This window comes from Rhizobium aethiopicum, assembly GCF_014197535.1.
In the GTDB taxonomy this organism is placed as follows: Bacteria; Pseudomonadota; Alphaproteobacteria; order Rhizobiales; family Rhizobiaceae; genus Rhizobium; species Rhizobium aethiopicum_A.
The window spans coordinates 298864-319588 of sequence record NZ_JACIFV010000005.1 but is presented as its reverse complement, the minus strand read 5'-3'; the positions used below and the strand labels follow the sequence as shown (position 1 = coordinate 319588).

Below are 20725 nucleotides of genomic sequence, written 5' to 3'. Positions count from 1 at the left end.
CGGGGAGCCGCCGTTTGAGAGGAAACATGCAGGACGATCGGATCAACAGACCTCATGCGATCATTGTCATGGGGGTCAGCGGTTGCGGCAAATCCTCGGTCGGCGAAAAACTCGCTGGGGCCTTGCACCACCTCCACTTCGTCGAAGGTGATGCGCTTCATCCGGCCGCCAAAGTCGAGAAGATGTCGAAGGGCATTCCGCTGACCGATGAGGATCGGATCCCCTGGCTTGACCTGATCGGCAAACGCATGCAGGCCTCGCTTGAGAAAGGCGAGGGCATCATCGTCTCCTGCTCGGCGCTGAAGCGCATCTATCGCGACAGGCTGAGGGCTGCTGCCGGCGGCAATCTGTTCTTCGTCTACCTCGAAGGATCCAAGGCGCTGCTGACCAAGCGCATGGGCGAGCGCATGGGGCATTTCATGCCGGTCTCGCTGCTCGAAAGTCAGCTCGCGACACTCGAGGTGCCGACAGGCGAGATCGGTGTCGTCACGGTCGATATCGACGATACGATCGGCGGCATCGCGGCGTCGGCCCTCAGGGGGCTCTCCGCCCTCGGTGTTATGGCCTGAATCGCTGCGGCGAGTAGGCTGAAATATCGATGAACGGCGTCTCGCCGGTGATGAGTTCCGCAAGCACGCGGCCGGTCACCGGCCCGAGCGTCAGCCCATGATGGGCGTGGCCGAAGGCGAACCATAGGCCCCGATGGCGCGGTGCCTTACCGATGACAGGCATCATGTCTGATGTGCAGGGGCGCGCGCCCATCCATGGTTCGGGATCGAGCCTGCCTCCGAGAGGGAAGATCGTACGCGCCACGGCTTCGGCCCGGTCGAGCTGCACCGGCGTCTTCGGTGCGTCAAGCGATGCGAACTCCGCTCCTGTCGTCAGGCGGATGCCACGGTTCATCGGCGCCAGCAAATAACCCCGCTCGGCATCGAGGAGCCAGTTGTTGAGCGTGGCATTCCCCTTGGCGGCATAATGCATGTGATAGCCGCGCTTGACACCAAGGGGAAAGGAATAGCCGAGCCGGCGCGTCGCGACGGCTGCCCAGGGTCCGAGTGCGAGGACCGCATCCTCTGCTCCGAGCGGGCCTTCGCTGGTCATGATCTTCCAGCCGGCGCCGAACTGGCCGAGCGAGGCGGCCTCACCCGTGACGAAGCGGCCGCCGAGGCTTTCGAAATAGCGGCGATAGGCTGACGTCAGCGCATGCGGGTCGAGCACTGACCAGGGATCGCGCCAGCGGATACCGCCGGCGAAACGGACGGTCATATCGGGTTCCATGCGGGCGATGTCGGCCGGCGTCAGGCTGTCATAGTCCACTCCGAATTCGTTCTGCCACAGCGCGGCCTCCGCAAGGGCCTCGTCGCGCCCGGCCTCCGTCCGAAAGATCTTCATCCAGCCGTCTTTTCGGATCAGCGCCTGCGCCTGCGAGGCCTCGATCAGGTCCTTGTGCTCGGCAATCGAGTTTTCGATCAGCGGCGCATAGGCCCGGGTGATGACCGCGTGGCGCCGGGCATTCGAATGCCACCAGTAACGGGCAAGAAATGCGAGCTGGCCCGGCAGGGCGCGCAGGTGATAATGCGCATCGATTTGGTTGTTGAGCGCATAGCGCAGCAACAGGCCGAACTGCTGGGGGAAGCCGTAAGGTGCCACCCCTTCGCGCTGGATGAGGCCGGCATTGCCGAAGGAGGTTTCGCTGCCTGGGTCCTTGCGGTCGATCAGCGTCACCTGCCGGCCGCGCCGCTGAAGATGGATTGCCGTGGACACTCCGACGATGCCGGCGCCGAGCACGATTGCGTTCTTTGTCATTCCCCTGCATTCCGCTCTGTTATCGCAGTGAAAATGCCCCCGCCGATCGCGGCGTGCAAACGAAAAATCGCATTCATTTCAAAATCATTGCGCTTTCCAGTGCGGCATTTTCGGCCTTTACGCGTATATGCAGGGTTGCGGCGTTGAAAAGCGAAAAGACGATTGCAAAGACCGGCAGGCCGAGGGCAAGGGGAAGGACAGCGATCTCGCCGGCGACGATCGCATAGTTCGGATGCCGCAAGAAGCGGTAGGGGCCGGAGCGGATGAGCGGTGCCCCTGGCAGAATGATGATGCGTGTCGTCCAGCGGCCCTTCAACGTCGCCAGCACCCAAAGCCGCATCGCCTGCAGCCCGATGAAGACCAGGAACCAGAAGGGTTGAACCGGCCTGCCCGGCGCCAGCAGCCAAAGGCCGATGATCCAGGCGGCATGCAGCGCCACGATGACGGGATAATGCTCCTGGGCGACTTCCCGGCCGCCTTTGGCGAGCAGGGCGGCGGTGTTGCGCCGGGCAAGCATGAGCTCGCCCAACCGCTGCAGCGTCACGAATGTCAGGAGCGCGATCGACGGCCACATCATGCCGCCCTCCTGAGCGTCACGCAGCTGGCCGAAAAGCCTGGCCCCATGGCGATCATCGCCGCCCGCTCCGGCAGCCCGGCGCGGATTACCCGCTCCAGCACGAACAGCACGGTCGGCGAAGACATGTTGCCGTATTCGGCAAGCACGGCTCGTTCGTGATCGAGCGTGCCGGGTGTCAGTGAAAGCGCGCTCTCCATCGCAGCCAGCACTTTCGTGCCGCCGGGATGGCAGATGAAACGGTCGATGTCTGCCAGTCCCAACCCGTTTCGCGCCAGAATGGCCGTCACCGCCGGGGCGAGTTCCCGTTCGGCAAAGGGCGGCAAGGATTGCGCCAGCACAATGCCGAAGCCGCCATCGTCGATCTTCCAGCCCATGATGTCGAGCGTGTCCGGGAAGAGGTGCTCGCCGGTTGACTCCACTTCGACTAGCCCGCCTTCGCCGGCGCGGAGCACGCAGGCGGCCGCGCCGTCGCCGAACAGCGCTGTCGCGATGATGTTCGGCCGCGTCAGCTCGTCCAGCCGGAAGGCGAGCGTGCAAAGCTCGATCGAAACGAAAAGCACGACGGCGCCCGGCCGGCTGCGTGCCAGCCGCGCCGCGATGGCAAAGCCCGAGACGCCGGCGGCGCAGCCGAGCCCGAAGACCGGCACCCGCTCGATATCGGCCCTGAAGCCCATGCGGCGGGCAAGCTGCGCATCGAGGCTCGGCGTCGTAAAACCGGTGGAAGAGACGGTGACGACACAGTCGACATCACAGGCGCTGAGGTCCGCCCGGCGAAGCGCCGAGGTGGCCGCCTCGACGAAAAGGGCGCCCGCCACCTCTCCATAGGCCTGCATGCGGTCCTGCCAGCCATGCGTTTCGTCGAACCAGGCAAGCGGCCGCGCCGCATGGCGCTTGTTGATACCGGCGCTGTCGAAGACGCGGGCTAGATGATGGAAATCCTCGAAACGGCCGGCAAACAGCCGGGCCGAGGCTTCGGCCGCCTGGTTTTGAAAAATGACATGTTCGGGCGTGGCAGTGGCGAGGCTGACGAGACTGACGGTATCGGTCACGGAATTCTCCTTGTCGTTCCCGGCGCAATGCTGAAAACACCCGGTCCCGATGATTTATTCGGAGTCGATGGCTTCACGAAGCAGTGATGGAGAAAATAGAGAGGCAGGCGAATAAAGCCCAGGACATCGGTGTTCTCTCCTCGCAACGTCACTTTCCAGGAGTTTTCCCATGACGATCACGACAGTCCGCATCGCTTCCATCCTTCTCGGCGGCTGCCTTGCCGCTTCGCTCTTCTCCGGCCCGGTCTTTGCGATCGGCAATGACAACAGCACGATGCCGACCTGCAAGAAGGGTGAGATCTACGACCAGAAGACCAAGAAATGCGTCAAGCAGCAGAGCGCCAATGTTTCGGACGAGAACCGTACCGACTATGCCTATTCGCTGGCCAAGGCCGGCCGTTATGAAGAGGCGCTTGCCATGCTCGATACCGTCAGGGACCAGAACAGCGCGGAGGTGCTGAACTATCGCGGTTACGCCACCCGCAAGCTCGGCCGCACCGACGAAGGCATCTCCTATTACCTGCAATCGGTGAAGATGGATCCGCAATACGCCAAGGTCCGTGAATATCTCGGCGAAGCCTATGTCATCAAGGGCCGGCTCGATCTCGCAAAGGAGCAATTGAACACGATCAAGACGATCTGCGGCATGGCGTGCGAGGAATATCAGGATCTGAACGCTGTCATCCTCGACCCGTCGAAGATCTGAGAGTAGGCCACTGGCGGGAAATGGAGCCGGAAAAGGATATCCGAATGTCGGTCGCGGACGCTACATTTCCTGCCTATAGTCGCACGAGAATGGAAGCGCCGGTTTATCAGGCGGTTCCAAGGGATGCAGGATCGGCGGAGGCGGCCATCGCGAGCGAAGCGGATATCAGGAGCGGTCTGACGGAAAACCTGGCCAGGCTCTGGCGTTATGGTCTCGTTCTCTCGCATCAGCGCGATGTCGCCGACGACCTGGTGCAGGCGACCTGCCTTCGCGCGCTCGAGCGCGCCGACCAGTTCGTTCCCGGCACCCGGCTCGACCGCTGGCTGTTTTCGATCCTGCATTCGATCTGGCTGAACGAGATCCGCTCGCGCCGGGTGCGCCAGGGCCAGGGTTTCGTCGATGCCGGCGAGGCGCTGACGTTCGACGGCGCGCACGATACCGAAACGCATGTGATGGCGGGGCAGGTTTTGAAGCAGGTAAATGCGTTGCCCGAGGCGCAGCGGACGGCGGTTTTCCTCGCCTATGTGGAAGGACTTTCCTATCGCGAGGTTGCAGGCATATTGGATATCCCGATCGGGACCGTGATGAGCCGGCTGGCGGCCGCCCGCGCCAGGCTCTCCGGCGCCGGACCGGCAGGGGGACGGCCATGAGCACGAAACACACCATTCCCTCCGACGAGGACTTGACCGCCTTCATCGACGGCGAGCTGACCTCGGAAGAGAGAGCCCGCATCGAGGCCATCGTCAAGAAAGACGAGAGCGTCGCCGAACGATTGGATTTCCTGGCCCGCGCCAGCCTGCCGTTCGAGCAGGCCTTTGCTCCGCTCCTCTCCGAAGCCCCGCGCGAAAAACTGCAGGCGATGCTCGCCGCCATTCCTGTGCATGAGAACGCAAAACCCGCCTCTGCGCCTGCGGTCACCCGCCGTCGCTTCCTCGGCGCGCTCGCCGCCTCGCTTGTGGCCGGCATCGCCATCGACCGCTCCGTCATCGGCATCGGCAAGGACGAAAACAGCGAATGGCGCGCCGTGGTCGCCGATTATATCTCGCTCTATACCGCGGAAACGCTCGCCGGCCCCGTCCCAGATAGGCAGGAGCAGACCGCCCAGCTCGCCAGCCTTGACGAGAAGCTCGGCCTGTCACTCTCCCCCGAAGCCGTCTCGCTCCCGGGGGTCGATTTCAAACGCGCCCTGCTGCTGCAATATGAAGGCAAGGCTCTCGCCCAGATCGCCTATCTCGACCCCGAGACCGGCCCGATGGCCCTCTGCATTGTGAAATCTAACGCAGGCCCGAAGGCGCCGGATCTGGAAAATCGCAAAGGGATGAATGTCGTCTTCTGGTCGAATGCGACTCATGCCTTCATGCTGATCGGTTATGCGACGGCGGACAGGATGACGGCGATTGCGGATGGGGTGCGGGGGAAGGTGGCTGTCGAATTTTGAACAGGGCAAGCGACTTCATATCGTCTAAAGCCAAATGTCAGCTTTGGACCGCGGGCGCAAAACGTGTGCTGCCCGGAACCGCGCAAATTAGGGCGGCCATATATGCGAAGATCGGATCCAAGTTGAACATGACGCCAAAGCTGCCGGTGATGACGTAGCTGCTGACGAGCAGGAGAGCGATCGCCATGGAGAGATCTCGGCCCGGGCCGGGTTCTTTTTTCCACGCAGCTATCACGGGCGTCAGAAGCAGCAAGGAAAGCGCTGCTATGCCGACAATACCCGTGTCGATCTCCGCCGTTAGAAAACCATTGTGAACATGCGAAAAGGGCAATTGCGGCCTTATGTTGTCGGGCAGTTCCGCTAAAACCGAGGCCATCCTGTTTTGCCGGCCGTAACCAGTCAAGGGGTCTTTGCTGATTGCTGACAATGCGCCTTTGTACAGAGCGAGCCGCGCGCTGAGCGACGTGACTTCACCCTCGCTGCGTTTAAACAGCGACACGAGGCGACCATCTGGAGATTGCCGCATTCTGGGCAAAATCAGCCAGATCGAGACGAAAGGCAGGAGTCGGAATAGCCAGTCCGCTAGACTTTCCAGTTGTAAAGCGTCGCTTCTGAAGTCCCGTTCGTGCAGTGGTCGGCCTCGCGCACTCGCCAACTCCCTCACCACCGGAATAATCTCGCCTTCCTTAAATTCTCCGCATCACCATCCATGCGCCCTTGAATAGGCCGGGCCATAATCCATTCTGGAGAAAATTAGCCTTAGAGAAATCACTCTTGAAGGGCCGCTGTACCAAAAGTCATGTCTCAGGCCGCCGTATTCGTTTCGACGCCGGTGAATGCCAGATCGGAAACCTCACCCGTCGAGGAATAGCCGGAAACGAGTTCTGCCAAAGTCGCGCGGGCCGCGATCATGTCGGTACGATCCAATGCCGCATTGAGCGAATTGAGCTTCTTTGAAAGTTCCGCCCAAGACAGGAAATCCTCGCGCGCCTTCATAATCCGCGGGTGTTCAGTTGTCTCGGGGTTATCCCCGATCAACAGTTCTTCATAAAGCTTCTCGCCCGGCCTCAGGCCGGTAACGGCAAGCTCGATGTCCCCTTCTGGATTATCAACGTCCCGGACGGTCAATCCGGACAGTTCGACCATCTTGCGGGCGAGATCCGCAATGCGGACGGGCTCGCCCATATCGAGCAGGAAAACATCGCCGCCGTCGGCCATGGCGCCCGCTTGAATGACAAGTTGCGAGGCTTCCGAAATGGTCATGAAGTAGCGGGTTATTTTCGAATGCGTCAGGGTAACCGGGCCGCCGTCCTTGATCTGCTGCCGGAACAGCGGCACGACGGATCCGGAGGAACCGAGGACATTTCCGAAGCGGACCATCGAGAAGTTCGTCCGCAATCCGTCAGCGGTCAGCTCTGCCGCAAGCGCCTGCAGCACCATCTCGGCCAGCCTCTTGCTGGCGCCCATCACATTCGTCGGGCGCACGGCTTTGTCCGTGCTGATCAGCACGAAATTCGAGACGCCGCATTTATTTGCCGCACGTGCGGTGATCAATGTCCCCATGACATTGTTCTTGATGCCTTCCACGGCATTGTGTTCGACGAGAGGCACATGCTTGTAAGCGGCGGCGTGATAAAGCGTCTGAGGCCGCCAGCTCTGCATAATATGTTCCATGCGATCCTGGTCGCGGACCGAACAAAGGATCGGCACGATCTGCAGGCTCTCATGCTTGTAAACTTCGGCCAGCTTCAGCAATTCGGCATGAATATTATAAAGCGCAAACTCGTTCTGATCTATGAGGATGAGGCTCGAAGGCGCGTTGCGCAGAATCTGGCGACATAGCTCGCCGCCGATAGAGCCGCCGGCGCCCGTGACCATCACCACCTTGTTGCGCATCGCCTTGTCGAGCAGCTCTTGCCGCGGCGCAACCGCTTCCCTGCCCAGCAGGTCTTCGATCTCCAGCTCACGAATATCGGAGACCGCGACTCGTCCCTGTGCCAGCGCCGTGAGATCCGGCAATGTCCGGACGTTCACCCTGGCTTTGCGGATATGCTCGAGAATTTCATTGCGACGCTGCCGCGATGCGGATGGAAGAGCAAGAAGCACATTGTGCACGCCAAGTGCTTCGGCGAGCACCGGAAGATCCGACGGGTCATAGATCGGCAAACCGCCCATGATGCCGCCCTTAAGGCGCGGATCATCATCGAGATAACCGACGACATTGAGTTCGGCGCTGTTCGTCAGAGCGCCGGCGAGTTGCCGGCCGGCATTTCCTGCCCCATAGATCAGCACCTTGGCGAGCGTATTCTGGTGAAGAATACGCTGGTAGGTGTCCCCGAGCCAATAACGGATGCCCAACCGTGACAGGCCGATCGCAATCAAGAGCAGGAAGGGCTGGAGAATGCCGACGGTTCTCGGAACGCCCGGAACGCTGAGCGCCGTAAATATCGTCATGAAGGCGACGCCGTAGATCGCAATTGCTTTTAGAACGGCAATGAAAGCGGCCATGTTGGCATAACGGAAGATCGCCCGATACATGCCCATCACGATGAAGATGGGAAGCGCCATGCACAAGGAAACGAAGACCGGCAACCACTGCACGCCGGTTAGCACCGTCCATTCGTTCAGACGGAAGCAATAAGCCAGCCAGATCGTCAGGACGCAAAGACCGGAATCCACCAGCAAGGCGAGCGCGCGTTTGGCAGCACGCGGCATGGCCAGCAGAGGGGCGACGAGCGCCTGCATCGGCACCAAGAACCATCTCGAGCGTGGCGTCTCAGTGGGGGTATTTTCAGGCATTGCTTCCCAGCGTCTCGCGGATCAATCAGACACCCACCTTCTTGTCATTTTCTACAACGAGCGCAACTGAAATAATCGGAAATCAAAGTCTTCCGCACCGCTTATCTATCAGAAGTAGGTAATTTTAGTGCCTTATTCCCTTACGGCGGACGACCTTGTCGGCCGTCAGAAACAGGATGCGCATGTCGAAACCGAGGGAGCGCCGCTCAAGATATTCGACATCGAATTTCACCTTCTCCGGAATTGGCAATTCATCACGCCCGTTGATCTGCGCCCACCCGGTCAATCCGGGCAGGAGCTTGTCGACGCCGTGGGCCGTCCGCAATTCGATCAGATCATACTGATTGTAGAGCGCCGGGCGCGGCCCGACGAAACTCATCTTGCCCGCCAGAATGCACCAGAGCTGGGGCAGTTCGTCGAGACTGGATTTGCGCAGAAACGAGCCGATGGGCGTCAGAAACCGCTCGGGGTTTTCGAGCAGATGCGTCGCGACTGTCGGCGTGTCGACGCGCATGCTGCGGAATTTCGGCATCAGGAAGATCTGATTGAAACGCCCGATACGTTTTGACCAGTAGAGGATCGGTCCCGGCGACGTTAGCCGGACACTAAGAGCGACGACAAGGATCGGAACGAGCAGGATGACCGAAGCCACCAAAGCCAGGAAAAAATCCACTGCCCGTTTCAAGCCCATGCCCCGCACTTCTTCCATTGCCTCTCAGCGGATTTCCGCCATACGCCACCGCGCCGTATCGTCAAAAAGGCGCTGCACGTCAACTCCAACCGTACCGTTTCTCCAGGGAGCATCGGCCGATCGTCGATCAGACCCTTCCCTCGCCTTGCCGATCAAAAATCTTGTAACCTCATGATCTCAAAGGCAGAAGATCTTAACAAGAAGTTATCTCCCCGTTTGTTTCCGTCACCTTTTGTTAACCATAGATCGGCGCGGACAAATGACACGACATTTTTCATCCGGTCTTGCCCCTGATGGGCGAATTGGTGCGGACAAGCGCCATCAACATCGGTCCGATGGCAAATTCGCCTCTCTCGGCGCGGCGGGTCAGGTCACGGAGGTAACCACCGGCGGAATTGATGTGCCCTGCCCTTTCAAGCACGCACGCTATGACGGTAGCCGTATTTTCGGGCCCCATGACATCGCAGGCCTGTTCATAGGCCGAGGGGCTCACTCCGAGCATCGAGCGCACGACGACAGCCGCCGTCATCAGATCGCGCCATGTGTCCACCGAACCCTGCGGTCCATAGGCGGTGATCTCTGGGCAGGCCTGCAGCACCAGGCCCAGCGGGAAGGATCTGAGCCCGCCGCCGGCAACCGAGGCCGAGCTCGCAGCCGGCACGGGCCTGCCCTTCCCTTCATGTGTCGCTATTCTGGCCGTCGGCTCGGCCCGACCTTCCGATTGGTCCTCCGCCGTTGTGCCCTGCTTCGTTTCGAAGCCTGGTTCAAGTTCAGTAGTGTAATGTGGGTTTGAATTCTGTATGTGCCGCTCAGAATGTTGGGCATTGCCGCTTTGATTTGGAGCTTTAACCTGCATTTCCAACTGATTGGTGATTTCTTCGCGCAACAGTTCCAGTTCGTCGAGTGCGGCGGCGATCTTCTCGAAGGATGGCGACCGCGGCAGCCGTTCGACGATGCCTCGAAAATGCAGGTGAACCCCGCTCCAATCACCGGAGGCCCCCTCTTCCACGGCCATCTCGACGAGCTTGGCGATGTCGCGCCGGCAAAGCGTCAGGCGTTCTTTGAGCCGCTGCAGCTGCAATCGTTCGGCTGTCACCTCCGCCGCCAGCCGCTCGATCTCGTCCGCGCGCGCAAGCAGCGGCGCCAGCGAGAAACCGAATGCCTCACGGATCTCCCCGCCCTGCTCCTTGCGGGCATAACGTTTGCCGTTCGGGCTGTCCTTGCGGATCAGCAATCCGGCCTCGATCAGCGCCGCCAGATGGCGACGGATCGTCTGCTCCGCCATTCCATGCGCGCGCAGGGAGAGCTGCGTGTTCGAAGGAAAAACAACCAGCCCGTTGTCCTCGGAGAGCTCTCCCTTGGGATAAAAGCTCAGTAAGGCGTTCAGGATGGAAAGCGCCCGGTCGGTAATGCCGAGCAGCGGCCTGGCCTCGCACAGGGCGCGATAGAGTTTCCACTTGTCAATCGATCGGCCCGGCTCGATTTTTCGGGCAGCGGCCTGACTTGCCAACATGCCAAACGTCATCGGCCGTCGCCCGAAGGGCGTCGTCACACTTCCGCTTTCCATTTTCTTCGCCTTCTTCAAGGCAAAAGATCACGGCTCACCAAATTCGGTGCCAAAGACTCTTGACTATGATTCGCGGAAATGTGATTCTCTGGGTGTCTAGATCAGAGAGGGCTTCCGCGACGGCAACGTTCGGGGGCCTTTTCTTTTGCTTATTGATCTCCGTTCTTCGTCAAATCCTGTGTCTTCTCGAACGCCTCGTAGAGACGATCCAGATTGCTGGCGATGTAGGCGCCAAAGGCAGATGCCTTCTCCGCCTTCAGCGCGATGGTGAACTGTTTTCCATCATCCTTGATCTTCGCCTTGACGGCTCCGTCCTGGCGCTGCCAGGCGTGCGCCACCGGCTGAATTGCGGCGGCGGGCGAAGCCGGTTGCTTCCTGCCAATGAAGGCGACGAGCATGTCGAAGCGGGCGTCCGGCTCCGCCGTCTCGAACTCCGCCGATCTGGTGAACTCGATCGCCCGGGCGGCGATGTTTTCCGTCTCGAATTTCACCGAAAGATCATGCCAGCGATCGCGGCCGGTCGTCTTGGCTGCGCCGATCGCGGTCAGGACTTCGGCCGGAATCCGCTTCGTGACCGACAGCATCTTGGACACCGTCGTCTTGTCGGCGCTGAGTGCCGACATGATCGTTTCCCGGTCGAAACCCAACGTATCGAGCTTGTCGGCAAACATCGTCCTCTCGATGAAGGAGAGATCGGCGCGCGCCGAATTCTCCTGGCCCTGCGCAATGACATGGTCGCGGTCGTCGAGTTTCTTGACCACCGCCCGGACAGGTCGGCCGAGCTCCTTTGCCGCCCGGGCGCGACGATGGCCAAAAGCGATCTGGTATCGCCCCTCCCTCTCCGGATGCGGGCGCACGAGGATCGGTGAATCCTGGCCGCGCAGGCGGATCGCCTCGACCAGTTCCCGGAACTGTTCGTCGGTATGCGCCAACCGGTCGGTCACGAAGGAATCTTCGATCAGCGCCGGGTCGAGATCGATCACCGTCTCGCCGCTCGCCAGCTGCTCTTCGATCGCCTTGGCGGCATCAGCCTTGGCGGCCAGGGCATCGATGCTGCGGGTGACCGCCCCGAGCGCGCCAATTCCTTTATAGGTGATATGCTGCCTCTCGTCGCGATGGGCCGGCTCATCCTCATTGTTTACCGCAGTAAACTTCTTGGAATCGTCCATCAGGCCCGACAGAAGATTTTTACGCGCCATCAGCCAGCTCCTTGCCCTGGTTTACCGCAGTAAACTTCCCGCTCATTTCCGGCCCCATGCCTTATGGATGAGATCGACGATTTCCGTATTGACCGCATCCATCGCCTCCATGGCGCGGTCATAGGTCGCGCGGGTAAACTGACTTCGCTCGACCTCATACAGTGTCTGGTTGGTCATCGCCGCATCGGAGATCGCGACGCTGCGCAGCATCGGGTTGGTGAGCACATGGCTCTTGAACATCGAGCGCATGAAGGCGACCATCTGCGTCTGCGGCCCGTCCTGCGGATCGTAGCGGGTCACGAGATAACGCAGCCAGTCGAGATTCATGTTGCCGCCGGCTCCCTTCAGCGTGTTCAGCACCTCGCCAAGCATTTGCAGGAACTGGCACATCGACATGACATCGAGCATCTGCGGATGAACGGTGATCAGAACCGCCGTCGCACCGCAAATGGCGCTCATGGTCAAAAAGCCAAGCTGGGGAGGGCAGTCGATGATGACGACGTCGTAATCGTCCGCGACCGAAGCCAGCGCCTCATCCAGCCGCGCGAAGAAGACGCGCCCATAATCGCTCGCTTTGCCCTGAGCGAGGACCCGCGGCGTGTCGTGCTCGAATTCCATCAGTTCGAGATTGCCCGGCACAAGATGAAGGTTCGGGAAGTTGGTCGGCCGAATAATGTCCCGCAGCGGACGCCGCTGATCGTCATAGCGAATGGCGGCGTAGAGCGTCTCGTTTTCGTTGACGTCGAACTCCGGCTGAAAGCCGTGTATGGCAGAAAGAGACGCCTGCGGATCGAGATCGACGGCCAGGACGCGGTGACCTGTCAGGGCAAGATGCTGGGCAAGGTGCGCGGCGCTCGTCGTCTTACCGCTGCCGCCTTTGAAGTTGACGACGGCGACGACCTGCAGATGTTCGTGGCCGCGGCGATGACGCATATAATGCGTTCCGGCACGCGCATTATGCTCGAGAAAGCCGCGCATCTCTTCCATCTGCTCCGCCGTATAAGACCGGCGGCCAGACGGCGTAACCTGGGGGAGGGCGCCCTTGCCCTCGAGCGAGAGATTTCGAAGATAGCCGCTGGTTACGCCGAGAAACCGCGCCACTTCGGCAAGCTGAAATTCCCGCAGACCCTTCAGCGCGCGCGGAGGAAACATTTCGAGCCGATGCTGCTTCAGCTTGTCGGATAGTTCCTGCGCCTGACCGATGATCAGCTGGTCGACATCGGAAATTGCTTTTTCTATTTGTGGTGCCATATTCATGGAAATCTCGAAAATGCGATTTAAAAGCTCTGCGCGCTTTGAAACCGCATTTAGCGCCGATTCTGGAGGCGTGGCAAGGCAAATAGGGTTAACAAGATCCTATCAAAAGCGGTTGTCCGATCTATTTCAAACGCTTGCGCAGGCCGCGCGTGTCGCCGGCCGTCCGGCAATCGCACATTCGCAGGCCGAATCGGACGAGACCGGCTGGAAACAACGGCAGTATAATCCGAATCGTAATGTCGGGCGTGCAAAGCGCTTTGCGCCACGCCCGCAGCTTCAAGGCACCGGTTCGCCGGCGTGCATTGAGCGGGGCGCGGCGGTAAGCCCGGGTCTGGTCGATCAGCCGTAACTTGCCAAATCACTCGCCTAAGCTCACAGGAGAATTGCCCGCCTGGCCAGCTACTCCAGAGGTGGAGGGGTGATATTCGCTATCGAAGGCAAAGCCGGAGCGCTTTCCGCCTGCGCCATCGCTTTCACCAATGCGATGATCGTTTCACGAATATCGGGATCGGCAATCTTCAGAAAGGCGCGGTTAAGCACCAATCCCTCCTTCGTTCGCAGGAATTCAGCGACGGGGTCGGCATTGTCCGGCAGAGCCAATCCTTGCAGGCTCAATGGCTGGGACTCGTTCTGCTCGAAGAAGAAGCTCGGTGAGGTGTGAAGCACTTCGGCAATTCGCTGCAAACGGCTCGCACCAATGCGGTTGATGCCCTTCTCGTATTTCTGGACCTGCTGAAAAGTCACGCCGATCTGCTCGGCAAGCCGCTCCTGGCTCATTCCAAGCAGCTGCCGGCGTGTTCTGATGCGCGCGCCGACGTAGCTGTCTATGGCATTCGGTGTCTTCACATTCATCGCGTGTTTTCAGCCTCGATCGGATTTCAATCGGCGCAGCTGTAGTACCCCTGTCAGCAGTTTTCCACGGTTGTTTTCATATAGTATAGCATACATGCGATGATCGCGGCTGACTGTGATCTGAAAACCCCCATCCGACAGACGGCCGGCGACGCAAGAGCCGGTCGGGGATGGGCAAATCAAACAAAAGCCGTACCGATCCAGGCCAAACCGGGCTGGTGATCATTGCCCGGCCTGCGGTAAATATCTTTCAGCGACCGTCGCTCGATAGTCTCGCCAGCCCCGATCGCCCAAAATCCATCGAAAACGCCGCGGCACTGATCGTGCCTGTTCAGGAGGGATATTGATGGCAACCGTTGCCGAGCGCGCGCCCCGTTTCGAGAAGACAACGATGTCCATTCTGATGGCTGTCAGCTTCTGCCATATGCTGAACGACATCATGCAGTCGCTGCTCGCCTCGCTCTATCCACTGTTCAAGGCAAACTACGATCTCGATTTTGTCCAGATCGGCCTCCTGACCATGACGTTCCAGGTCACGGCGTCTCTGCTGCAGCCGGCAGTCGGCATCGTTACCGATCGCTGGCCGATGCCCTATTCTCTGCCGGTCGGCATGGCGAGTACCTTTTGCGGTCTCATTCTGCTCGGCAATGCCGGCAGTTTCGCGCTGCTGCTGGTCGCGGCAAGCCTGATCGGCTTCGGCTCGGCGGTCTTCCATCCGGAATCCTCGCGTGTTGCCCGTCTTGCCTCCGGCGGCCGCCACGGTTTCGCGCAGTCCTTTTTCCAGGTCGGCGGCAATGCCGGCCAGGCGATCGGTCCGCTGCTCGCCGCCTTCATCGTGCTGCCGCTCGGGCAACACAGCGTGTCCTGGTTTGCCGCCATCGCCATGATCGGCATGGTCGTGCTGAGCTGGGTGGGCAGCTGGTATATGAGCCACAGGCGTCAAAACGCCAGCAAACCGGCCGTCAGCCGAACTCTGCCGCTGCCGCAGAACCGGGTCGTCTGGGCGCTGCTGATCCTCGTGCTGCTGACGGCGACGAAGAATGTCTACATGGCGAGCGTGTCGAGCTACTTCACCTTCTATGTCATCGACAGGTTCGAACTTAGCGTGCAGCAGGCGCAGCTGATGCTGTTCCTGTTCCTCGGCTCGGTCGCCGTCGGCACTTTCCTCGGCGGACCGATCGGCGATCGCTTCGGGGCCCGTTTCGTCATCTGGTTTTCGATCCTCGGCGTCATTCCCTTCGCGTTGCTGCTGCCCTATGCCGATCTTTTCTGGACAGGCGTACTCAGCATCGTCATCGGCCTGGTCTTCGCGTCGGCCTTTTCAGCGATCGTCGTCTTCGCGCAGGAACTGGTGCCCGGTCGCGTCGGGCTGATTGCCGGTGTCTTCTTCGGCTTTGCATTCGGGGCAGGGGGGCTAGGGGCCGCGCTGCTCGGCGATTTTGCCGACACTCACGGCATCGCCTTCGTCTACCGCATCTGCTCCTACCTGCCGCTGCTCGGCCTGCTGACGATCTTCCTGCCCCGTATTCCGAAGCACAAACCGGCCTGAGACCATCCGTCACGATTGCGGAGTCTCGTCCGATCCGCTTTCGCAGCGGTCGGAGAATTCCGTCGGCCTTAGGCCGCCGTCATAGGAAACGGCGGCCGCAGGCGACGGTTTCCTTTTTTAGAACATGCTCAAAAGCCGCAATTAATCCATAAATTTGATGGAAATTTATCCTGCCGGCATTGGTGGCAGGGCAAGAGTTTTTCCGGCCTTTCCCCTACATCAGACATTCTTGCTTCGCTCGTGATCCAGCCATTTGCCATGATTGGCCTGCTCGGGGCGTTCGGCCTCATTCAGTCAGACGGGATAAAAAATGACCAAGAACAAAAATCTTCACCGCTTCCACCTTTCGCGCCGCGCGGCTCTTGCGGCCGTCGCTGTTTCCGCGGCGGCAGTTTTTGCCTTTACAGTACCGGCACCTTCTTTTGCCGAGGACAAGTCGATCAAGGTCGGCATCATGGCCGGCGAGGATGAGGATGTATGGCGGGTGGTGACCAGCGAGGCGGCCAAGAAGGGCCTGACGATCGAGACCGTCATCTTCAACGATTACACGCAGCCGAACGAAGCGCTGGAGCGCGGCGAAATCGACGCCAATGCCTTCCAGCACCAGCCCTATCTCGACAACCAGATCCAGCAGCACGGCTATCACATCGTCCCCGTCGGCTACACCGGCGTCTGGCCGATCGGCCTCTATAGCAAGAAGCACAAGGCCGTCGCCGAGATCCCCGAGGGCGCCGTCATCGGCGTACCGAACGACCCTTCGAACGAAGGTCGGGCACTGCGGGTTCTCCAGAATGAAGGCCTGATCAAGCTGAAGGACGGCACCGGCATTCTTGCGACCGTTGCCGACGTCAGCGACAATCCGAAGCAGATCGAGATCAAGGAGCTCGATGCCGGCATCGTCGGCCGTTCGATCGACGATCTCGACGCCGGCGTCGTCAACACCGACTGGGCGCTGAAGAGCGGACTTTCTCCGGCCGAGCGCATTGCGCAGGAGCCGATCGCCGACAACCCATACCGCAACTTCATCGCCGTCAAGGAAGAGAACAAGGATGCGGACTGGGTCAAGACGCTGGTATCTTCCTACCAGAACGACACCGTCAAGGCCGAGTTCGACAAGGTATACAAGGGGACGGGTCTCAGCGCCTATTGATCCGAAACCGGGCCGCAGTTAAGGCCTGCCGAAAGGCGGCCCGGGCGTTCCTGCCGGGGCCGCCTTCAAGGGATAAGTACATGAACTCCGTTGTATCAAGGGCGGCAATCGAGCCGCGGCCGCAGGCGCCAGCCGAAGAGGTGGTGAGGCTTATCGACGTGAAGCGTCGGTTCGGGACCACGCCGGCACTTGACGGTATTTCATTGAGCGTGATGAGGGGCGAGATCCTCGGCATCATCGGCCGCAGCGGCGCCGGCAAGTCGACGCTGATCCGCTGCCTGAACGGACTGGAGCGCGCCGACAGCGGCGAGATCCGCATAGAGGGCCGTGATATTACCGGGCTTCAAGAGCAGGAGCTGCAGCCGCTGCGCCGCCGCATCGGCATGATCTTTCAGCACTTCAACCTGCTTTCCGCCAAGACGGTCGAGGACAATGTTGCCCTGCCGCTGAAGATCGAGGGTATTGCCAGGGCCGAGCGCCTGCAGCGGGCACAGGAACTGCTCGAGCTCGTCGGTCTCGCAGATAAGGCGCAGGCCTATCCCTCATCACTCTCCGGCGGCCAGAAACAACGCGTCGGCATCGCCCGGGCGCTGGCGGCGCGCCCGGCTCTACTACTGTCGGACGAGGCGACATCGGCCCTAGACCCTGAGACAACACGATCGATCCTGGCGCTGCTCAGGGATATCAACCGTAAGCTCGGACTGACCATTCTCCTGATCACGCATGAGATGGAAGTGGTGCGCGGCATTGCCGATCGCGTCGCGGTCATCGATGCCGGACGGATCGTCGAGGAGGGCCAGGTCTGGTCGGTCTTCGCCAATCCGCAGACTGACATCACCAGGAGCTTGCTTGGCGGCATCCGCCCGCAACTTCCCGATCATATTCTCGGCCGGCTGTCGGCGACGACGGGCAGCGAAGTGATCCTCAGTGTCGATCTTGCCGGGCCGCAAGCGCAGGGCGCACTGTTTGCCGAACTCTCGGCGACGCTGCCGCATTCCTTCCGCCTTGTCCATGGCGGAATCGACCATATCCAGAACCAGCCGGTGGCCCGGTTCTTCATCGCCGTTCCCGCGCGCGACCCCGCGCTCGCCGGAAAGGTCGAACAATTCCTGGCAGCCCGGTCCGCCCGGGTGGAGGTGCTTGGTTATGACGCCGATCATGTTTGAACTGCTTCTTCGCTCGCTTTGGGAGACGGTCCTGATGACCGTCGCCTCGGGGGTGATTTCGCTCGTCGCCGGCCTGCCGCTCGGCCTTGCTCTCGTCGTCACGGCGCGCGGCGGCATCGCCGAAAATCTCTGGATCAACCGCATGCTCGGTGCCGTCATTAACGGCTTCCGCTCGGTGCCATTCATCATCCTGCTGGTGGCGCTGATCCCGCTGACGCGGCTGATCGTCGGCACTGCGCTCGGCACCGGGGCCGCCATCGTGCCGCTCGCCATCGCCGCGACCCCCTATTATGCGCGCATCGCCGAGGTGTCGTTGCGCGAGGTCGACCGCGGGCTGATCGATGCCGTGCGCGCCATGGGCGGCAATCGCTGGACCATCATCCGCGAGGTGCTGGTGCCTGAAGCGCTGCCGGGCATCGTCGCCGGCTTCACCGTCACGCTGGTGACGCTGATCGGCGCCTCGGCCATGGCGGGCGCGATCGGCGCCGGCGGCCTCGGCGACCTTGCCATTCGCTATGGCTATCAGCGCTTCGAAACCAATGTCATGATCGCAGTGGTCGCCGTCCTCGTCATCCTCGTCTGCGGCATCCAGTGGCTCGGCGACCGGCTGGTCGCCAAGCTCGACCATAGATAGGTCCAAGTCGGAGGCTTGCGGCGGGCGAATGGCTTGCTGCGTTAATTGTCCTAAGGCTGTATCGCGTGATCCACCTGTGAAGTGATAAGGTGGCGATGAAGCAGCCGGAGGAACGCATGACGAAGAAGACGCTGTCGGATTGGGCGGAGCTTGCGCAGAAGGAACTGCGCGCCTCACCCGAGACACTGACCTGGCACACGCCGGAAGGCATCGCTGTCAAGCCGCTTTATACCGCCGAGGATCTCGAAGGCGCCGCGCATCTCGGCTCGCTGCCCGGTTTTGCGCCCTTTACCCGCGGACCGCGCGCGACGATGTATGCCGGCCGTCCCTGGACCATTCGCCAGTATGCCGGCTTCTCCACGGCAGAGGAATCGAACGCCTTTTATCGCCGCAATCTCGCTGCCGGCCAGAAGGGCCTGTCGGTCGCCTTCGATCTTGCCACCCATCGCGGTTATGACAGCGACCACCCTCGCGTCGAGGGCGATGTCGGCAAGGCGGGCGTCGCGATCGACAGCGTCGAGGACATGAAAATCCTGTTCGACGGCATTCCGCTTGGGGACATGTCGGTTTCAATGACCATGAACGGCGCCGTCATTCCGATCCTCGCTTCCTTCATCGTCGCCGGCGAAGAGCAGGGCGTGCCGAGGGCCGAGCTGTCGGGAACCATTCAGAACGACATCCTCAAGGAGTTCATGGTCCGCAACACCTATATCTATCCGCCAGAACCTTCGATGCGGATCGTTGCCGACATCATCGACTACACGGCAAGGGAGATGCCGAAATTCAACTCGATCTCGATCTCCGGCTATCACATGCAGGAGGCCGGCGCGACACTGGTCCAGGAGCTTGCCTTCACGCTGGCCGACGGCCGCGAATATGTCAGGGCGGCGATCGCCAAGGGTCTCAACGTCGATGATTTCGCCGGAAGGCTGTCCTTCTTCTTTGCGATCGGCATGAACTTCTTCATGGAGACGGCAAAGCTGCGCGCCGCCCGGCTGCTCTGGACCCGCATCATGGAGGAGTTCCAGCCGAAGAAGGCATCCTCGCTGATGCTGCGCACCCATTGCCAGACCTCCGGGGTCTCTCTGCAGGAGCAGGATCCCTACAACAACATCATCCGCACCGCCTTCGAGGCGATGTCGGCCGTGCTCGGCGGCACGCAGTCGCTGCACACCAATTCCTTCGACGAGGCGATTGCGCTGCCGACGGAATCCTCCGCCCGCATCGCCCGCAACACTCAGCTGATCCTCCAGCATGAAACCGGGGTGACCAAGGTGGTCGATCCGCTGGCGGGCTCCTATTATGTCGAGAGCCTGACGACGGAACTCGCCGACAAGGCCTGGGCGCTGATCGAGCAGGTGGAAGCGCTCGGCGGCATGACGAAGGCTGTCAACCAAGGCTTGCCGAAGCGGCTGATCGAAGAAGCGGCGGCGCGCCGCCAGGCCGCCGTCGACAAGGGCGAGGAGGTCATCGTCGGGGTTAATCGCTACAGGCTCGACAACGAACAGCCGATCGACATTTTGGAGATCGACAACAGCGCGGTGCGCAACGCGCAGATCCGCCGCATCGAGGAGACGAAGCGGCGGCGCGATAGCAGCGCCGTGCGCGAAACGCTGGCCGCTCTGGCAGAAACCGCACGCAGCGGCAAGGGCAATCTGCTGGCGGTCGCCATCGAGGCGGCGCGGGCCCGCGCCACTGTCGGCGAGATATCGGATGCGATGCGCGCTGCCTTTGGTGATCATGCCGCGACACCTGATGTCATCAGGGGAGTCTATGGCGAAGCCTATGACAATGAGCCGGAACTTGCCGTCCTGAGGGAGCGTATGGCAGGGGTGACGGAAGCGATGGGGTACCGGCCGAAAATCATGGTCGCCAAGCTTGGTCAGGACGGGCACGACCGGGGCGCTAAAGTGATCGCCTCGGCCTTCGGCGACATCGGCTTCGACGTGCTCGCCGGTCCGCTGTTTCAGACGCCTGACGAGGCTGTCGAGTTGGCACTTGATCGAAAGGTCAATGTCGTCGGTGTCTCGTCGCTCGCCGCAGGCCACAGGACGCTGCTGCCGCAGTTGGTCGACAGGCTCCGGGAAAAGGGCGGTGACGATATCATCGTCGTCTGCGGCGGCGTCATTCCACGGCAGGACTATGAATTCCTCCACGAACACGGCGTTGCGGCCGTGTTCGGCCCGGGCACGAACGTTCTGGAAGCGGCAAACTCCGTTCTCGACCTGCTAGAAGGCAAACGGCGAAACCAATAGTTCATAAAATCTGCGCAGCCGTAGGCAAAC

The 20725-nt window shown here is 60.9% G+C and carries 20 protein-coding genes and 1 pseudogene; 11 read left to right on the top strand and 10 right to left on the bottom strand.

Annotation, left to right across the window (positions count from 1 at the left end; translation table 11 throughout):
• The first annotated feature begins 26 nt into the window (after nt 1-26).
• Complete coding sequence (locus GGD53_RS10690; RefSeq protein ID WP_184455663.1) at nt 27-569, top strand: gluconokinase; 543 nt, start codon at nt 27-29, stop codon at nt 567-569.
• Here GGD53_RS10690 and GGD53_RS10685 read toward each other — a convergent pair.
• From GGD53_RS10685 to GGD53_RS10675, 3 genes are all read right to left on the bottom strand, one after another.
• Nucleotides 559-1806 carry an NAD(P)/FAD-dependent oxidoreductase gene (locus tag GGD53_RS10685; RefSeq protein ID WP_184455661.1) on the bottom strand — a complete coding sequence of 416 codons (1248 nt, stop codon included), beginning with the start codon at nt 1804-1806 and terminating at the stop codon, nt 559-561. The genes GGD53_RS10690 and GGD53_RS10685 overlap by 11 nt on opposite strands.
• A 73-nt stretch (nt 1807-1879) precedes the next feature.
• On the bottom strand, nt 1880-2383 hold the full coding sequence (locus GGD53_RS10680; RefSeq protein WP_184455659.1) for an isoprenylcysteine carboxyl methyltransferase family protein: 504 nt from the start codon (nt 2381-2383) through the stop codon (nt 1880-1882).
• Entirely contained in the window at nt 2380-3432 is a 1053-nt protein-coding gene (locus tag GGD53_RS10675; protein ID WP_184455657.1) for a 3-oxoacyl-[acyl-carrier-protein] synthase III C-terminal domain-containing protein, read from the bottom strand. Before GGD53_RS10675 ends, GGD53_RS10680 begins: the two co-directional genes overlap by 4 nt.
• A 169-nt stretch (nt 3433-3601) precedes the next feature.
• Here GGD53_RS10675 and GGD53_RS10670 point away from each other — a divergent pair, with 169 nt between their 5' ends.
• From GGD53_RS10670 to GGD53_RS10660, 3 genes are read left to right on the top strand one after another with little or no spacing between them, the layout of a single operon-like run.
• On the top strand, nt 3602-4138 hold the full coding sequence (locus GGD53_RS10670; RefSeq protein WP_184455655.1) for a tetratricopeptide repeat protein: 537 nt from the start codon (nt 3602-3604) through the stop codon (nt 4136-4138).
• A 44-nt stretch (nt 4139-4182) separates the two neighbouring features.
• Complete coding sequence (locus GGD53_RS10665; protein WP_184455653.1) at nt 4183-4788, top strand: RNA polymerase sigma factor; 606 nt, start codon at nt 4183-4185, stop codon at nt 4786-4788.
• The gene (locus GGD53_RS10660; protein ID WP_184455651.1) at nt 4785-5576 is read left to right on the top strand and encodes an anti-sigma factor family protein; all 792 of its coding nucleotides are present in this window, start codon (nt 4785-4787) and stop codon (nt 5574-5576) included. The genes GGD53_RS10665 and GGD53_RS10660 overlap by 4 nt, the downstream gene beginning before the upstream one ends.
• Before the next feature lie 37 nt (nt 5577-5613).
• On the opposite strand, the pseudogene GGD53_RS10655 reads toward GGD53_RS10660, so the two are convergent.
• From GGD53_RS10655 to repA, 6 genes and pseudogenes are all read right to left on the bottom strand, one after another.
• Nucleotides 5614-6150: pseudogene (locus tag GGD53_RS10655) on the bottom strand (O-antigen ligase family protein); the annotation flags it as partial.
• A gap of 230 nt (nt 6151-6380) precedes the next feature.
• Complete coding sequence (locus tag GGD53_RS10650) at nt 6381-8375, bottom strand: polysaccharide biosynthesis protein (protein ID WP_184455649.1); 1995 nt, start codon at nt 8373-8375, stop codon at nt 6381-6383.
• Between the two features lie 124 nt (nt 8376-8499).
• Nucleotides 8500-9066, bottom strand: coding sequence for a sugar transferase (locus GGD53_RS10645; RefSeq protein WP_184455709.1), 567 nt, complete (start codon nt 9064-9066; stop codon nt 8500-8502).
• A 274-nt stretch (nt 9067-9340) separates the two neighbouring features.
• Nucleotides 9341-10633 (bottom strand): plasmid replication protein RepC, encoded by a 1293-nt coding sequence (repC, locus tag GGD53_RS10640; RefSeq protein WP_184455647.1) that lies wholly within the window; start codon nt 10631-10633, stop codon nt 9341-9343.
• Between the two features lie 149 nt (nt 10634-10782).
• Entirely contained in the window at nt 10783-11832 is a 1050-nt protein-coding gene (repB, locus tag GGD53_RS10635; protein WP_184455645.1) for a plasmid partitioning protein RepB, read from the bottom strand.
• Nucleotides 11833-11874: 42 nt separating this feature from the next.
• Nucleotides 11875-13089 carry a plasmid partitioning protein RepA gene (repA, locus tag GGD53_RS10630; RefSeq protein ID WP_184455643.1) on the bottom strand — a complete coding sequence of 405 codons (1215 nt, stop codon included), beginning with the start codon at nt 13087-13089 and terminating at the stop codon, nt 11875-11877.
• Here repA and GGD53_RS10625 point away from each other — a divergent pair.
• Nucleotides 13088-13438 (top strand): hypothetical protein, encoded by a 351-nt coding sequence (locus GGD53_RS10625; protein ID WP_184455641.1) that lies wholly within the window; start codon nt 13088-13090, stop codon nt 13436-13438. The two genes, repA and GGD53_RS10625, sit on opposite strands and share 2 nt — an antisense overlap.
• A 50-nt stretch (nt 13439-13488) precedes the next feature.
• On the opposite strand, the gene GGD53_RS10620 is transcribed toward GGD53_RS10625, so the two are convergent.
• The gene (locus GGD53_RS10620; protein WP_184455639.1) at nt 13489-13941 is read right to left on the bottom strand and encodes a helix-turn-helix domain-containing protein; all 453 of its coding nucleotides are present in this window, start codon (nt 13939-13941) and stop codon (nt 13489-13491) included.
• 170 nt (nt 13942-14111) lie between these two features.
• On the opposite strand from GGD53_RS10620, the gene GGD53_RS10615 reads away from it, so the two are divergent.
• The 6 genes from GGD53_RS10615 (at nt 14112) to scpA (ending at nt 20695) form a co-directional block, all read left to right on the top strand.
• Complete coding sequence (locus GGD53_RS10615; RefSeq protein WP_164517817.1) at nt 14112-14288, top strand: hypothetical protein; 177 nt, start codon at nt 14112-14114, stop codon at nt 14286-14288.
• Nucleotides 14288-15490, top strand: a complete 1203-nt coding sequence (locus GGD53_RS10610; RefSeq protein WP_184455638.1) for an MFS transporter — start codon at nt 14288-14290, stop codon at nt 15488-15490. Before GGD53_RS10615 ends, GGD53_RS10610 begins: the two co-directional genes overlap by 1 nt.
• A gap of 310 nt (nt 15491-15800) precedes the next feature.
• Nucleotides 15801-16640: a MetQ/NlpA family lipoprotein gene (locus GGD53_RS10605; RefSeq protein ID WP_184455636.1), complete on the top strand. Its 840-nt coding sequence runs from the start codon at nt 15801-15803 to the stop codon at nt 16638-16640.
• An 80-nt stretch (nt 16641-16720) separates the two neighbouring features.
• On the top strand, nt 16721-17806 hold the full coding sequence (locus GGD53_RS10600; protein ID WP_184455634.1) for a methionine ABC transporter ATP-binding protein: 1086 nt from the start codon (nt 16721-16723) through the stop codon (nt 17804-17806).
• Nucleotides 17787-18440, top strand: coding sequence for a methionine ABC transporter permease (locus GGD53_RS10595; RefSeq protein ID WP_184455632.1), 654 nt, complete (start codon nt 17787-17789; stop codon nt 18438-18440). The genes GGD53_RS10600 and GGD53_RS10595 overlap by 20 nt, the downstream gene beginning before the upstream one ends.
• A 116-nt stretch (nt 18441-18556) precedes the next feature.
• Complete coding sequence (scpA, locus tag GGD53_RS10590) at nt 18557-20695, top strand: methylmalonyl-CoA mutase (protein ID WP_184455630.1); 2139 nt, start codon at nt 18557-18559, stop codon at nt 20693-20695.
• Nucleotides 20696-20725: the final 30 nt, after the last annotated feature.